Annotated in this window: 13 protein-coding genes; 5 read left to right on the top strand and 8 right to left on the bottom strand. The window is 72.9% G+C overall.

Annotated elements, in window-relative coordinates; all coding sequences use genetic code 11:
• Positions 1–41 precede the first annotated feature (41 nt).
• From DFH01_RS11525 to DFH01_RS11510, 4 genes are read right to left on the bottom strand one after another with little or no spacing between them, the layout of a single operon-like run.
• Complete coding sequence (locus DFH01_RS11525) at positions 42–1,157, bottom strand: hypothetical protein (RefSeq protein ID WP_109870565.1); 1,116 nt, start codon at positions 1,155–1,157, stop codon at positions 42–44.
• Between the two features lie 43 nt (positions 1,158–1,200).
• Positions 1,201–2,118, bottom strand: coding sequence for a DMT family transporter (locus DFH01_RS11520; RefSeq protein ID WP_109870564.1), 918 nt, complete (start codon positions 2,116–2,118; stop codon positions 1,201–1,203).
• Positions 2,115–2,768, bottom strand: coding sequence for a peroxiredoxin-like family protein (locus DFH01_RS11515; protein WP_109870563.1), 654 nt, complete (start codon positions 2,766–2,768; stop codon positions 2,115–2,117). Before DFH01_RS11515 ends, DFH01_RS11520 begins: the two co-directional genes overlap by 4 nt.
• Positions 2,768–3,343, bottom strand: a complete 576-nt coding sequence (locus DFH01_RS11510; protein ID WP_233256072.1) for a carboxymuconolactone decarboxylase family protein — start codon at positions 3,341–3,343, stop codon at positions 2,768–2,770. Before DFH01_RS11510 ends, DFH01_RS11515 begins: the two co-directional genes overlap by 1 nt.
• Before the next feature lie 132 nt (positions 3,344–3,475).
• Here DFH01_RS11510 and DFH01_RS11505 point away from each other — a divergent pair, with 132 nt between their 5' ends.
• Positions 3,476–4,390 (top strand): LysR family transcriptional regulator, encoded by a 915-nt coding sequence (locus DFH01_RS11505; protein ID WP_109870562.1) that lies wholly within the window; start codon positions 3,476–3,478, stop codon positions 4,388–4,390.
• On the opposite strand, the gene DFH01_RS11500 is transcribed toward DFH01_RS11505, so the two are convergent.
• From DFH01_RS11500 to DFH01_RS11490, 3 genes are read right to left on the bottom strand one after another with little or no spacing between them, the layout of a single operon-like run.
• On the bottom strand, positions 4,391–6,394 hold the full coding sequence (locus DFH01_RS11500) for a tripartite tricarboxylate transporter permease (protein WP_109870561.1): 2,004 nt from the start codon (positions 6,392–6,394) through the stop codon (positions 4,391–4,393).
• Positions 6,395–6,400: 6 nt separating this feature from the next.
• Positions 6,401–7,147 (bottom strand): aspartate racemase/maleate isomerase family protein, encoded by a 747-nt coding sequence (locus tag DFH01_RS11495; RefSeq protein ID WP_109870560.1) that lies wholly within the window; start codon positions 7,145–7,147, stop codon positions 6,401–6,403.
• Positions 7,147–8,088, bottom strand: coding sequence for a Bug family tripartite tricarboxylate transporter substrate binding protein (locus DFH01_RS11490; RefSeq protein WP_109870559.1), 942 nt, complete (start codon positions 8,086–8,088; stop codon positions 7,147–7,149). The genes DFH01_RS11495 and DFH01_RS11490 overlap by 1 nt, the downstream gene beginning before the upstream one ends.
• A gap of 224 nt (positions 8,089–8,312) precedes the next feature.
• Here DFH01_RS11490 and DFH01_RS11485 point away from each other — a divergent pair, with 224 nt between their 5' ends.
• From DFH01_RS11485 to DFH01_RS28165, 4 genes are all read left to right on the top strand, one after another.
• Positions 8,313–9,344 carry a TRAP transporter substrate-binding protein gene (locus tag DFH01_RS11485; RefSeq protein WP_109870558.1) on the top strand — a complete coding sequence of 344 codons (1,032 nt, stop codon included), beginning with the start codon at positions 8,313–8,315 and terminating at the stop codon, positions 9,342–9,344.
• 8 nt (positions 9,345–9,352) lie between these two features.
• On the top strand, positions 9,353–12,403 hold the full coding sequence (locus DFH01_RS11480) for a sensor domain-containing protein (protein ID WP_109870557.1): 3,051 nt from the start codon (positions 9,353–9,355) through the stop codon (positions 12,401–12,403).
• 109 nt (positions 12,404–12,512) lie between these two features.
• Positions 12,513–12,857, top strand: coding sequence for a YciI family protein (locus DFH01_RS11475; protein WP_109870556.1), 345 nt, complete (start codon positions 12,513–12,515; stop codon positions 12,855–12,857).
• Between the two features lie 142 nt (positions 12,858–12,999).
• A complete protein-coding gene (locus DFH01_RS28165; protein WP_158287720.1) occupies positions 13,000–13,218 on the top strand; it encodes a hypothetical protein in 219 nt (72 codons plus the stop codon).
• Between the two features lie 26 nt (positions 13,219–13,244).
• Here the strand turns inward: DFH01_RS28165 and DFH01_RS11470 are convergent, their stop codons facing one another.
• Positions 13,245–13,832, bottom strand: coding sequence for a GNAT family N-acetyltransferase (locus DFH01_RS11470; protein ID WP_109870555.1), 588 nt, complete (start codon positions 13,830–13,832; stop codon positions 13,245–13,247).
• Between the last annotated feature and the right edge of the window lie 39 nt (positions 13,833–13,871).

Below are 13,871 nucleotides of genomic sequence, written 5' to 3'. Positions count from 1 at the left end.
TCACGCTTCCATTCACCATGAGTTGAGATCTTTTCCAGACGTCAATGCCGCACGAAGGACATCACGATCTCGAATGCGATCATCACGACGATCGCGAGCTCCAGGATCTCCGCCCGCGCGCCGGAGGCATCGGCATGCAGCGCGGTGTAGGTGTCGCGGATGATCGCGAGCTTGCGGTCCACCGCGGCGCTGACGGCCGGCACGCGCAGCATCTCGATCGCGGCTGCATAGATCCGGGCGAGATGCACGTCCTCCGTCACCTGAAGGGCGTTGTCCACGCGCTCGGCCAGTTCCGTCACCTCGGCGACCAGCGCGTGCAGGTCGCGCGCAAGACGGCCGTGGCGGCGCGAGGCGAGCAGCCGCGTCTCGCGCCGCGTCTGGTCCACCATCCGCCGCATGCGCGGCAACTCCTCGTCCAGCATCTCGTCATAGGTGCGCAGCTCGAGAAGCTGTGCGTTCGCCATCTCCAGCACCTCCGCGACATCGGTGTCGCCGCGCGGCTCAAGGATGAAGGCGCGGTCCCAGGTGAGCACCGCGAGGTCGTCCGGGTAGTAGGAGAAGGATTGGCGCAGCAGCTCCCGCCGCGCACCTTCGGACAGCGGCCGCTCCTCGCCCGAGAGCAGCGGCACCATGTCCACCTCCTTCAGCAGCGCGGCGGCGTCCATCGGGCGGTCGAGGGTCTCAACGCTCGCGATCAGGAAGTCCTCCTGCGTCGCGCCCCGGCTCGGCCGTTCCAGCGCCTCCGCGATCACGCCGCGCAGGCGGGTAAGCAGCGCAGTCCAGACCGGGGTCGCGGCGTTCGGGCCGATCGCCATGTCCACCTGGTTGGCGAGGCGCGCGAAGGTGGCCCAGTCCAGGTCCTGCGCCGGGAAGCGCAGCGAGAGCGCGGCAATGCCGAAGTCGTAGAGCCGGACGGAGGCGGCAGCGGAGCGCGCTGCGCCGCCGACCTCCACCTCCACGGCGCCGAGATCGAGCGCCAGCGGCGGCACGCCGAAGGAGACCGCCTTGGGCGGCGTGGCGGACAGGCGCGAACGCGCGGTGGCGCCCTGGTCCCGTTCGGACCAGAGCGCCTGCGCGCGCGGCAGGTCGATCTCATAGGCCAGGTCGAACAGCCTGAGCGCCACCACCTGGCCCTTGCGGACCCGCACCTCGGACATGCCCTTCCCGCCCCGGTCGTTGCAGTGGTGACCATAGCCCGGCTCAGCGCCGCGCCATCAGCCCCATCGCCAGCGGCAGGCCGCAGAGCACAGTGGTGAGACCCAGCCACTGCACCGGCTCCGGCCATTCGCCCGCCACGGGGATGCCGGCCAGCACCGCCAGCGCCGGCACCATGGCCGGGAACATCGCGGCACGGGCCGGGCCGAGGAGCACGACCGCGCGGCCGAAGGCGAAGACGGCCAGAACACCGGAGAGCGCGCCCTGCACCAGCGCCTGGGTCGCGATCACCGACCAGCCCTGCGCGGCGAGCGCCGGCGCGTCGCCCAGCCACAGCCACACTGGGATGATCGCGGCGCCGCCCAGCACGGCGACCGCGACGGTGGCATGCCAGGCATCCACCCGCCAGGCGCGGCAGGCGATGGTGAACAGCGCCCAGAGCAGCCCGGCCGCGGCGAAGAGCAGGTCGCCCTTCCAGGCCCCGGCGTTGCCCATCCCGGCGCCCGAGACCAGCGCAAGCCCGGCGATGACGACCCCGACGCCGAGCCAGCGTCGCGCGGCGATGGTCTCGCGAAGGAGCAGCACGGCCAGCGCCATGGTGGCGATGGTGACCACGGCCGGCTGCACCACGGCGCCATGCGCGAGCGGGGCGAAGCGATAGCCCCAGGTCGCCAGAAGGATGAAGGCTGGGCCGGCCAGCAGCGCCAGCACCGCGCCGCGCCGCCAGCCGATGCCGCCCAGGTCGCGCAGGCCGAGCCGCGGCAGCACCGGCAGAACCAGCAGCGCGGCGGTGCCATAGCGCAGCAGCGCGAAGTCGAGCGGGGCGATCCCGCCCACCACGCCGGCCCGAGCAAAGGCGAGATAGCCGCCCCAGATCAGCGCGGCACAGAAGCCCCAGCCGAGCCCCTCTAGCAGCGGCATGGCGGCGGCGCCGCCGGCGAGACGCATGGCGATCGCCGTCATCGCGCGCCCTCCAGCGCCGCATCGAGGGCCGCGATCGCCTCCTCCGGCGCGGTGCGGCGGCGATAGTCGGCCTCGACGCGGGCGAAGACGACTTGGCGGTCGCGTCCGACGACGAAGCTGGCGGGCATCGGCAGGCGCCAGCCGGCCGGGCCGTTCACCACCTCGAGGTCGTGGCCGAAGCGGCGGTAGAGCGCGACCAGCGGCTCCGGCAGCGCGAAGCTGACGCCGAAAGCGCGCCCGGCGGCATCCTCGCTGTCGGACAGCACGGGAAAGGCCAGCGCGTTGCGCTCGGCGGTGGAGAGCGAGGCGTCCGGTCCCTGCGGACTGATCGCCACCAGCGTCGCGCCTTGCGCGGCAAGGTCGGGCAGGCGCTTCTGCCAGGCGCGGAGCGTCAGGCTGCAATAGGGGCACCAGCCGCCGCGGTAGAACACGATCACCGCCGGGGCGAGGTCGTGCAACCTGCGCGCGGCGCCGTTCGCGTCCGGCAGCACGAGGTCGGGCAGCGCCGCGCCGGGGGCGAGGATACGCTGCTCGGCGCCGCTTTCCCGCAGCGCCTCGATCTGCGCGGCAATGAGCGCCTGCGCCTCGGCGGGGGCCTTCCGCGCCCATTCGGCGCGGAAGGCATCGAGCTCGGCCTGGAGCGCGCCCATCAGGCGGCGGCCCGCGCGCGGCGGGAGGGGGCGACCCAGGCGGTCTTCGCCATGAAGCCGTCCAGCGGCGTGCCGGTCAGGTGGTTGGCGTAGTTGCTGATGGTCTTGGCGGCGACGGCCACCAGCACCTCCAGCGCCTGGCGGCTGGTATAGCCGGCGTCCAGGAAGTCCTGCAGCACGCGGGGCGGGACGCGGCCGCGCAGATTGACCAGCGCGGCGGTGTAGGCTCGCAGCGCCTCGAGCTTCGCATCGGCAAGGCGCCCGCCCTCGCGCAGCGCCTCGATCGTGGCGGCGTCGAGCCCGGCGCCCTGCGCCAGCACGGAATGCCCGGAGACGCAGTATTCGCACTCATGGATCGCGCTGACGGTCAGGTAGGCGACCTGCTGCTCGGCGGGCGTGAGGCTGGTCTTGCCGAAGGCGTCGAAGAGGTGGCCATAGGCCTCCAGCGTCACCGGCGCCTCGGCCAGCTTGGCATGCAGGTTGGGCACGAAGCCCCAGCCGGCCTTGGCGCCGGCCAGGATCGGGCGCGCCGCCTCGGGCGCGGTCTCGGGGGTGTGGGTGGGGAAGGTCGCCACTGCTCTGCTCCTCGGTCGCGGCGTGTCGCCGTGACGCCCTTGTGCCGGCCGGCGCCGGCGGGCGGATCGCGCAACGACCGGCTTGGCCCCATCCGCTTTCCGTATGGGGGTGGCGGCTGGCAGGATCGGCGGATGGACCTGCTGCTGCATTTCCGCACCTTCGTCCGCGTCGCCGAGCTCGGAGGCTTCTCGGCGGCGGCGCGCGCGCTGAACACCTCGCAGCCCGCGGTGTCGCGGCAGGTGGCGGATCTTGAGGCGCGGCTGGGCGCGCGGCTGCTGCACCGCTCCTCCTCCGGCGTGTCGCTGACGGAGGACGGCGCCGCCTTCCTGGACCACGCGCGGGCGGCGCTGGACGCGGCGGAGGCAGCGCTCGGCACGCTCGGCGCGCAGCGTGGCGAGGTGACGGGGCGGGTGCGGCTGGGCGCGGGCGTCGCCTTCGGCCGGCTGCATGTGGTGCCGCGGCTGCCGGGGCTGCTCGCGCGGCATCCCGGCCTGTCGGTGGAGCTGCGGCTGGCCGATGGCGCAGCGGACCTAGTGGAGGAAGGGCTGGATGCGACGATCCGCATCGGCGCACTGACCGATCCCGGCATCGTCGCGCGGCGCATCGGCATGACGCGCCGCGCGGTGGTGGCGACGCCCGACTATCTGGCGCGTGCCGGCACGCCCGGGCGGCCGGAGGACCTCGCAGGGCACGAATGCCTGCTCTTCACCGGGCTGGCCACCGGCGAGGCCTGGCCCTTCGAGGGCGCCGAGGGCCGCGTGCTGGTTCCGGTGCAGGGCCGCTTCCGCGCCAATTCCAGCGAAGCCGTGCGCGCCGCGGTGCTGGCCGGCATGGGCCTCTATCTCGCGCCGGTCTGGCTCTTCGCGGAGGAGCTGCGCGAGGGGCGCGTGGTGCCGGTGCTGCCGGACTGGACGCCGAGCCTGCTGCCGATCCAGGCGGTGTTCCCCACGCGCCGCCAGGTGCCACCGCGCGTGCGCGCAGTGGTGGAGCATCTGGCAGCGGAGTTCCGGCTGGACCCGGCGCTGAGCGACCACGCGGGCGTGTAGCTACAGCGGCGGCGCGACGTCCCCGCCGACCAGGCCCGGCACCAGCGGCGCCACGACGCCGCGCCAGAGCGGGGCCTCGACCAGCCAGGAGAAGGCCCAGGGCAGTGCGACGGCGAAGAGCAGCGCCAGTGGCAGCGCGCGCGTGGCCTTCATGCGGTGCACGCCCAGCCAGAAGGCGAGCAGGAAGGCCGCCATGGCCAGGACGAAGCCGAGCCAGAAGGCGAGCGCCAGCGCCGCGACGAGCAGCGCGGCGAGCTTCAGCAGCGCCGCCGCATCCGGCACGGAAACGCGCCGCAGCCCGCCGAGGGTGGTGGCGAGCACGAAGAGCTGCAGCGCGACCGCGAGCGACAGCACGCCCGTCGCGACCGGCCCGCCGCGCCAGCCGCTCCCCAGGGTCTGCCAGAGCAGCGCGGCGAGCCCGGCAAGCAGCAGCGCGGCGAAGACGGCTGCGCCGGGCGAGAACGCAGCCTCCTCGGCCGCTTCGCGCTTCGCGCGCAGCACCTTCGCGCCGCAGAAGATGGCCGCGACCAAGGTTGCGCCGGCCAACACCGCCGCCACCGGCGAGCCGACCAGCACGGAATAGTCCCCGAGCGAGCTCTGCAGCGCCGTATAGAAATTGCGCTCGATCACGTCGCCCAGCACAAAGCCGATCACGACGCCAATCACCGAGTAGCCGTAGAGCCGGAACAGCGCGCCCAGCAGCCCGATGGCGGCCAGCGCGGCGAGGTCCACGGCGTTGCCGCGCACGGTGAAGGCCGACATGAGCGACGCGACCAGCACGACCGGCGCGAGCACGCCCATGTCGAAGCCCGGCAGCCGGGCGAGCCAGGGGCTGGCCAGCGCCGTGCCGATGGAGGCGATGAAATTGGAGAACAGCAGCCCGAACACCAGCGCCCAGGCCAGCGCGCCATGCTGCGACAGGAAGGCGGGGCCGGGCTCCAGCCCATGGATCTGCCAGGCCGCGAGAACCAGCGCCATCTCGGCATTGCCGGGGATGCCGAAGAGCAGCGTGGGGAACAGCGCGCCGCCTTCCTTCGAATTGGTCGCGGCCTCGGTGGCGACCAGCGCGTCCTCGGCGCCCTTGCCGATCTTCTCGCCGTCCTTCGTGGTGGCGACGGCGAGGTTGTAGGACAGGAACTGCGCCACGGTGCCGCCCACGCCCGGCAGCGCGCCGACCGCGGTGCCGAGCGCCGAGGAGCGCAGGAAGATCCCCTTGTGCCGGAAGGGCGCGCGCCAGCCATCCAGCGCCTGCTGCTTCCAATCGTCGCCCACCGCGGGCGCGGCGCGCGTCACCTGCCCTGCCTCCCGCCCGCGTGCCCAGACGCCGGCGACCTGCAGCAGGCATTCGGAGACGACGAGGAAGCCGATGACGACGACGACGATCTCGATGCCGTCGAGCAGGTAGGTGCTGTCGAAGGTGAAGCGCGGCACCGGCAGGCGCGGCCCGCCCATGCCGACGATGGCGAGCACGACGCCGACGGCGATCGCGACCAGCCCCTTGGCGGGCGATCCGCTGACCGCCAGCACCATCGTCACCAGCCCGAACACCGCGACCCAGAAGGTCTCGGCCGGGCCGAAGGAGATCAGGAAGGGCAGGAAGACCGGCACGAGCGCGAGCAGCACCACCACGCCGAAGACGGCGCCGAGCCAGCTTGCCGCGGCCGAGAGGTTCAGGGCGAAGACCGCCCTGCCCTGCTTCGTCAGCGGGTAGCCTTCCAGCATCGTCGCGGCGTTCTGCGCGGTGCCGGGGATGTTCAGCACGATGGCCGTGACCGCGCCGCCATTGCCCGCCGCGCCGATGATGCCGGCGAAGAAATACATCGCCTGCACCGGCGTCCACCAATAGGTCAGCGGCAGGAACACGGACATGGCCGTGACCGATTGCAGCCCCGGCAGGATGCCGAAGCCGTAGCCGACCAGCGTGCCGAAGGCCATGAACAGCAGCGCGTCCAGCGTGGTGGCCTGCGCGAAGCCCTCGGCCAGCGCCGCGGCGAGTCCCTCCACGCCGCCTCAGCCCGCGCCGCGGTCGAGCAGCATGCCGTGCCCGCGCGGAATGCCGGTGAGACCCAGCGCGCGGAAGGCGGCGAGGAAGTCGGCGTGGTTCTGCGCGACCACGGGCTTGTTCAGCCGCGCCTCCAGCGGCAGCACGACCTCGACCGCCGGCAGTTGGCCCGACGGGATCCACACCACGTCGAAGTCCGGTTCCTCGGCGGCCGCGGCCAGCGCCGCGCGGAACAGCGCGTCGGGCGCGACGTCCTGCAGGAAGTCGAAGGAGGCCGGCACGGACACCAGGCGGGAGAAGGCGTAGCCCTCGGCCTCCACGAAGGTCCGCAACTGACCGTTCAGCACCTCGTGGAAAGGCGTGACGGCCAGGATGCGCTTCGCGCCGAGCAGCGCGAAGGCGTCCAGCGCGGCGCGGATCGTCGTGGTGCAGGGAATGCCGCCGGTCGCCTCGGCAAGTTCCGCCAGCAGCACGCGATCATACCCCGGCCCCTGCGCCACCACGATCGGCGAGGCGACATGAAGCAAAAAATCCACCTTGCGGGCGGCGAGGTAACGCGCCGCGTCCTTCACCTGGGCCAGCGCCTGTCCGTACTGGTTCGCCGCCCAGCCGCCCATGCCGCAGGTTACGCCGCAAAGCATCGCGCCCTCCGGCGCGATGCGGTGGAAGTCGAGCGGGATGCGCTCCAGCACCGTCGGGCTGATCACGCCGATGCGCGCGCGCCAGCCCGGCAGCAGCAGGGTGGGCGCGGCCATCAGAAGGCGCCGCGCAGCGTCGCCGCATTCTCCTGCAGAAGCTGCTGCGCACGGCCGAGCGAAGCCGGATAGTCGGCGGAGAACACCCAGTTCCGCTCCAGCCGCGACTGGGCGACGAAGGCCTCCCATTCCGGCTGTTTCACCACGGTGTTCAGCGCGGCGATCAGCCGGTCCCGGATCGCCGCCGGCAGCTCGGGCGGCGCGGCGACGCCGCGGATCACCGTGACGTCCGCCAGGTTCGCCAGGTTGATGTCCTTCAGCGCCGGCACGTCCGGCAGGCGGTCGTCGCGCTCGGCGTCCCAGGATAGGATCGGACGCACCGCGCCCGCGCTGATGTGCTGCGTCCAGAGCGAGGGACCAAGCGAGGCGAGGTCCACGTCGCCGCGCACCGCGGCCAGCACCAGCTCCGGCGGGCCCTGCACCGAAACGAAGGCCACCGGGAAGCCGAAGACGCGGCCGAGCAGCGCGCATTGCATCGCGCCGGTGGAGATGCCGCCGAAGGTCCCGCAGCGTACCGGCTGGCGCATCCCGCGCAGCTGCTCGAGCCCCTGCACACGGCCGCGCGCCGAGGCGACCATGGTCTGGGTGCCGGCCGACCAGTGGCCGAGCCAGGTCAGGCGCAGCACGTCGAAGGGCTGCGGTTGCACGACCTGCAGGCCCATCTGCGCCACGGGATCGCCCGCGCCCAGCGTGTGGCCATCGGGCGCTGCGCGGTAGATCCGGTTGTAGCCGGTCGCGCCGGGCACGTTCTGCACCGCGACCGGCACGCCGAGCTCGCGCGAGAGCAGCGGCGCGGCCGCGCGCATGTTGCGGTCGGCCAGCGAGCCGGCGGTGAAGGGCACCACGATCTCGATGGGGCGCGTGGGCTGCCAGCCCTGCGCCATGGCGGCGCCGCTCATCAGACCAAGCATCGCGCAGATCGCGCCGAGCCGTCGCAGCATGTGCCTCTCCCGTTCTGGTTCCGCGAAGCAGCAGCATCGGCCGCAACATCATGTCCTGTCCAGGCCCGGCGCGGCGCGGGCCGGCCGTTCAGGAATTCTTTGCGGTTCGCGCGCGACGATGCGCGACGGTGACAGGGAGATTCCGTCGCATGTCGTGTCGCGGACAGGAAGATCGCGCAGGGATTCCGGCGGGGCCGTCGGGCTGGCTGAGGGGCCTGGCGGCGATGGCTGCCGCCGGCTGGCTCGCGCTGGGCCCCGGCCCCGCCGCCGCGGAGACACCGATCCAGATCGAGGTGGTCGGCGGCCTGGCCAGCGTCGTGCAGTACACGCGCTACGAGGAGCCCTTCTGGACCCGGCGCGTGCCGGAGATCACCGGCGGCCGGCTGCGGGCCGACATCGCGCCCTTCGACCGGCGCGGCATCCGCGGGCAGGAGATGCTGCCGCTGATGCGCCTCGGCGTCGTCCCCTTCGGCAGCGTGCTGCTCGGCCTCGCCGCCGCGGAGGAGCCGGAGCTGAACGCCATGGACCTGCCGGGCGCCAGCCCGGACATCGAGACGCTGCGCGCCACTGTCGCACGCTGGCGACCGCATCTGGAGGCGCTGCTGCGCGAGCGCTACGGCGTGGAACTGCTCGCCGTCTTCACCTATCCGGCGCAGGTCGTGTGGTGCCGGCAGGCCTTCTCGGGACTGACGGAGCTGTCGGGCCGGCGCGTGCGCACCTCCTCCGTCGGGCAGTCGGAACTGGTCACGGCGCTGGGCGGCACGCCCGTCGTCATTCCCTTCGCGGAGGTGGTCGCGGCGGTGCGCAGCGGCGTGGTCAATTGCGCGATCACCGGCACGCTCTCGGGCAACGCCATCGGCCTGCACGAGGTCGCGACGCATGTCTCGCGGCAGGCCATCAGCTGGGGCCTGTCCGTGTTCGGCGCCAACCTGGACGCCTGGGAAGCGCTGCCCGAGGCGGTGCGGGAACCGCTGCGCGCCGGCATCGTGGAACTCGAGCGGGAGATCTGGACGGCGGCCGGCGAGGAGACAGAGGACGGTCTCGCCTGCAACGCCGGGCTTCCATCCTGCCGGCAAGGCCGGCCCGGCCGGATGGCGGTGGTCGAGCCGAGCGCGGCGGACGAGGCGCTGCGGCGCGACCTGCTCGCGCGAACCGTCGTGCCGTCCTGGATCCGCCGGTGCGGCCCGGCCTGCGCCGAGGCCTGGGGACGGATCGGCGCCGGCGCCCCCGGCATCGCGGCCGTGCGGAGCGAGTAGCGCAGGCCATGTCGTCCCGACGCCTGCGCGTTGGGCTCCGCCTCTCCGTCGGGCTGCTGCTGCTCGCGATGGCCGCGGGCGCGGCGCTGCTGACGGACCGCATGCGCAGCGCTGCCACCACGGCGGCCACCGAGGGCCTGGAACAGGCGGCCCGCGCAGCGGAGGCGGCGGTCAACCGGCACATCCTGCAGGTGGACAGCACGCTGGCTGGCCTGCCGGCGCTGCTGCGCACCGCAGCGGGAATCCAGCCTCTTGACGCATCGGTGGCGAATGCGGTGCTGCGCGACCTGAACGTGCAGAACCTCGTGTTCCGCGACGTGCTGCTCGTGAAGCCTGGCGGCGCGGTCTGGGCATCCTCGCTCTCCTCCACGCGGCAGGCCGGCCTGCCGCTGGAGGCCCGGCTGCTGGAGGCACCACCCGTTGCCGGCACGCTTACCGTGATCGGGCCGGTGCGCAACCCGCAGACCTCCGAGTGGTCGCTGTTCTTCACGCGGCCGCTGCGCCTGCCGGGGCAGGGACGGATCGTCGCGGCGGTGGAGGTTCCGGTGCAGCTGATCACCGGGCTGCTGACGCCGATGGGCGATGCGGCGAATGTGCGCATCCTCGTCGAGCGCACCGATGGCAGCCTGCTTGCCAGCGTGCCGCATGACGAGGCCGGGGTGGGCCGCGTCTCGCCGCGGCCCGCGGGGTTCCGCAGCGACGGCGTCGCCTTCCAGACCGCAAGCGCCGGAGGTGCGACGATCGAGGTGGTGCGCAGCGCATTGTATCGCGGGATCCAGCTTCGGCTCACGCGCACCGTGGGCGATGCGCTCGCCGACTGGCAGCGCGACCGCCGGTGGCTGGCGATCGTGCTGGCCGGCGCGGCGGCGCTGGTGATCTGCCTGGCCGTGGCGATGGACATCGCGCTGCGCCAGCGCGAGCGGATGGAAGCGGAGCGCGCCCGCGCCCGCGCCGTGCTGGACAACGCGATCGAGGCGATGCCGGACGGTTTCGTGATGTGGGATGCCGAGGACCGGCTGGTCACCTGCAACAGCCGCTATCGCGAACTCTACGCGGCCAGCGCGGAGTTCCTCGTGCCCGGCATGCCCTTCGTGGAGGTGCTGCGCGGCGGCGCCTTGCGCGGCCAATATCCGCAATGCGGGCCGGACGTGGAGGCCTTCGTGCGCGAGCTCATGGCCTGGCGGCGCGCGGATTCGCCGGCGCTGGAGCGGTTGCTGCCGGACGGGCGCTGGCTGCTGGTCTCCGAGCGCCCGACGCCGGATGGCGGGCATGTCGGCATCCGCACCGACATCACCCCGATCAAGCGCGCCATGGCCGACCTCGCCACGGCGACCATGCGTGCCGAGGAGGCCTCGGCCGAGGCGCAGATCCAGGGTGCGCGTTTCCACGCCGCGCTCGACAACATGTCCCAGGGCCTCTGCATGGTCGGCGCGGATGCCCGCGTGATCGTGTGCAACCGCCGCTTCGCCGAGATCTTCGGGCTGGAGCCCGATGCGGCGGCGCCCGGCACGCGCTTCGACGATCTCTTCGCGCAGATCCGCGGCCGCGCCGGCCGCCGCGCGCGGCTGGTGCGCAGCATCCATGAGCGCCAGCGCCTGCTCGCCATGGCGGGCGACGCCGGGGACTTCCTGGTGGAGGCGCCGGACCGGGCCGTCGCCGTCGCGCATCGCCCGATGTTCGGCGGCGGCTGGGTGGCGACCTACGAGGATGCGACCGAGCGCACCCATGCGGAGGCGCAGGTGCGCTTCCTGGCGCATCACGATTCCCTCACGCATCTGCCGAACCGCGTGCTGTTCCGCGACCGCCTGAAGCAGGCGATCCGGGAAGCGGCGGAGGGAACGGCCGAGCAGGGCGAATCCGTGGCGCTGCTCTGCCTCGACCTCGACCGCTTCAAGCAGGTGAACGACACGCTGGGGCATCCGGCGGGCGACGAGCTGCTGGTCTCCGCCGCGCAGCGCCTTCGGGGGTGCGTGCGGCAGAGCGACCTTGTCGCCCGGCTCGGCGGCGACGAATTCGCCATCCTTCACCGATCCTCGCGCCTGCCGGAAAGCGCCGAGGCGCTGGCGCGGCGGATCATCGACACGCTCGCCGCACCCTACGACATCGCCGGCAGCCGCGCCGCCGTCGGCGTCAGCATCGGCATCGCCATGGCGGAGGCGGAGGGCGGGGCGGATGCCGACGCGCTGTTGAAGAACGCCGATGTCGCGCTCTACCGCGCCAAGGCCCGCGGGCGCGGCACCTTCTGCCGCTACGACCAGGCCATGGGCTCCGCCGCGCTGCGCCGGCTCGGCCTGGAGGCGGAGCTGCGAGACGCGCTCGCGCGCGAGCAGATCCGCCTCGTCTACCAGCCGGTGCGCGACCTGGCCGCCGGGCGCGTGGCGGGCTTCGAGGCGCTGGTGCGCTGGTCGCATCCCGGCCTCGGCCAGGTCTCGCCGGCGGAGTTCATACCGCTGGCCGAGGAGACCGGGCTCATCCTGCCGCTTGGCGAGCTCATCCTGCGCAACGCCTGTGCGGCGGCGGCGGACTGGCCGGGCGCGACGCGGCTGGCGGTGAACCTTTCCCCGGTGCAGCTCCGCAGCGCGGGGCTCGCCGCGCTCGTCGGGGATGCGCTGCGCGCGGCGGGGCTGCATCCGAGGCGGCTCGAGCTGGAGATCACCGAGACGGCGCTGCTGCAGGAATCCGAGGAGGCGCTGGCCGTGCTTCGCGAGCTCCAGGCGATGGGTGTCTCCATCGCGCTGGACGACTTCGGCACGGGCTTCTCCTCGCTGCGCCATTTGACGAGCCTGCCGGTGGACCGCATCAAGATCGACCGGTCCTTCGTCTCCGAGGTCGGCAGCCGCGCCGATTGCCGCGCCGTGGTGAGCTCGGTCGCCAGCCTGGCCCGGCAGCTCGGCCTCGCCACCACGGCCGAGGGCGTCGAGACGGCGGAGCAGCTGCGGCTGGTGCAGGCGGCCGGCTGCACGGAGGCGCAGGGCTATTTCGTCAGCAAGCCTCTCGCGCTCGGCGATGCCGTTGCGCTGCTGCGGCAGGACCGCGCCCAACGCGCCGACGCCGCCTGACGGGAGAGAGCCTGGATGCGGGGCGGAAGGCGGCCGGCGCGTGCATGCCCCTTCCGCGGCCCCGACGCCTGGTTGAGTATCGGCACCCGACACCAACCGGGAGGACTCCATGCCGCATTTCTGCGTCATCGCTCATGACAGGCCGGAGCCGGGGCGCGCGGAGCGCCGGCAGGGCTCGCGCCGCCCGCATTTCGAGCGGATGAAGCCGGCCGTCGAGCGCGGCGCCGTGCTGTTCGCCGGCAGCATGCTGGGCGAGGACGGCGCCATGGCCACCTCCGTGCTGATCGTGGACTTCCCCGACCGCGCTGCGCTCGATGCCTGGCTCGCGGAGGAGCCCTATCTCCGCGACGGGGTGTGGGGCCAGGTGGAGGTAAAGCCGATGTTTGTCGCGGTGGACGGCAAGGGCATCACGCCGGCCTGGCTCGACCTGATGCGCAAGGTGCCGCCAGCCTGAGCGTCACGGCCGCAGCATCGCTTTTCGCTTGTCGTGCGGCGCGTGCAAGCGGATCGTTAATCGAGATCGTGCCAAGCTGACGCGACGCCGCGGACGGATGCCGGACGGTCCCGGCGCGGCGCGCGGCAAGGAGCAAGCGGACATGGCAGAGCACTGCTGGAAATGCGCCACACCTGTCGCGTGGAGCGCCGGCACCGGTGCCTTCTGTCCGAACCCGGCCTGCGACGTCGTTGATGCCCTGGATCCTGATGCGGCCTACGAGGTCCGCATCCGGCTCGACCACGCGTCGGAGGATAACGAGCCCGGCATCCCCGGGACGCGACGGACAGCGCCACACCGGGAGCTTGCCCCGCAAGGCTGAGCCGACGCCGCGCGGTGATCGGACCGCTAGGCCGCCGCCTTGGCCAGGGCCTCGCCGGCAAGGCGGTAATAAACGCGCCCCAGCGTCGCGGCACCGCTTGCGTCATACATGCTGCGGGCCGGTGCGTTGGCCGAGTCGGCGGTCCAGTCGAGCGCCGAGAAGCCCTCCGCCAGCGTCAGTTGCGCCGCGGCGCGCAGCAAGGCGCGCGCGACACCCCTGCGGCGGACTGCCGCCGCCACATACAGATCCCGCACATAGAGCGACCGGCTCAACCGCGTGGCCGGGAAGGTGACGTTCAGCACGATCGAGCCGCAGACGCGCCCTGGTGGCTCGACGGCGATCAGCGTGCGCGGTTCGAAGCTTTCGGGCGGCGGTGCCGGCCGGCAGGCCAGGACGGCTGCGCGCTCGGCCTCCGAATCCGAAACCGGATCGCGGTAGTGACGCTGCATCTCAGCCAGAAGCACGGCCAGCCCGGGCACGTCCCGCCTTCCCGGCCGCCGCACCTCCAGGATCGGGCGCGAGGCGAGGTCGAGCGGGCGCGCCTCGCCCTGCTTGCCGAATGGACAGGCCGACCCGTCCAACTCGCCCTCCATGCCGACGCCCTCGCGCTCCACGCGAGAAACTTATAGTGGACGTAACCTTTGCGACAAGGG

It is taken from the genome of Falsiroseomonas bella, from assembly GCF_003173615.1.
GTDB lineage: Bacteria > Pseudomonadota > Alphaproteobacteria > Acetobacterales > Acetobacteraceae > Falsiroseomonas > Falsiroseomonas bella.
The sequence above is the reverse complement of the archived record's forward strand: the minus strand, read 5'-3'. Positions and strand labels throughout refer to the sequence as shown.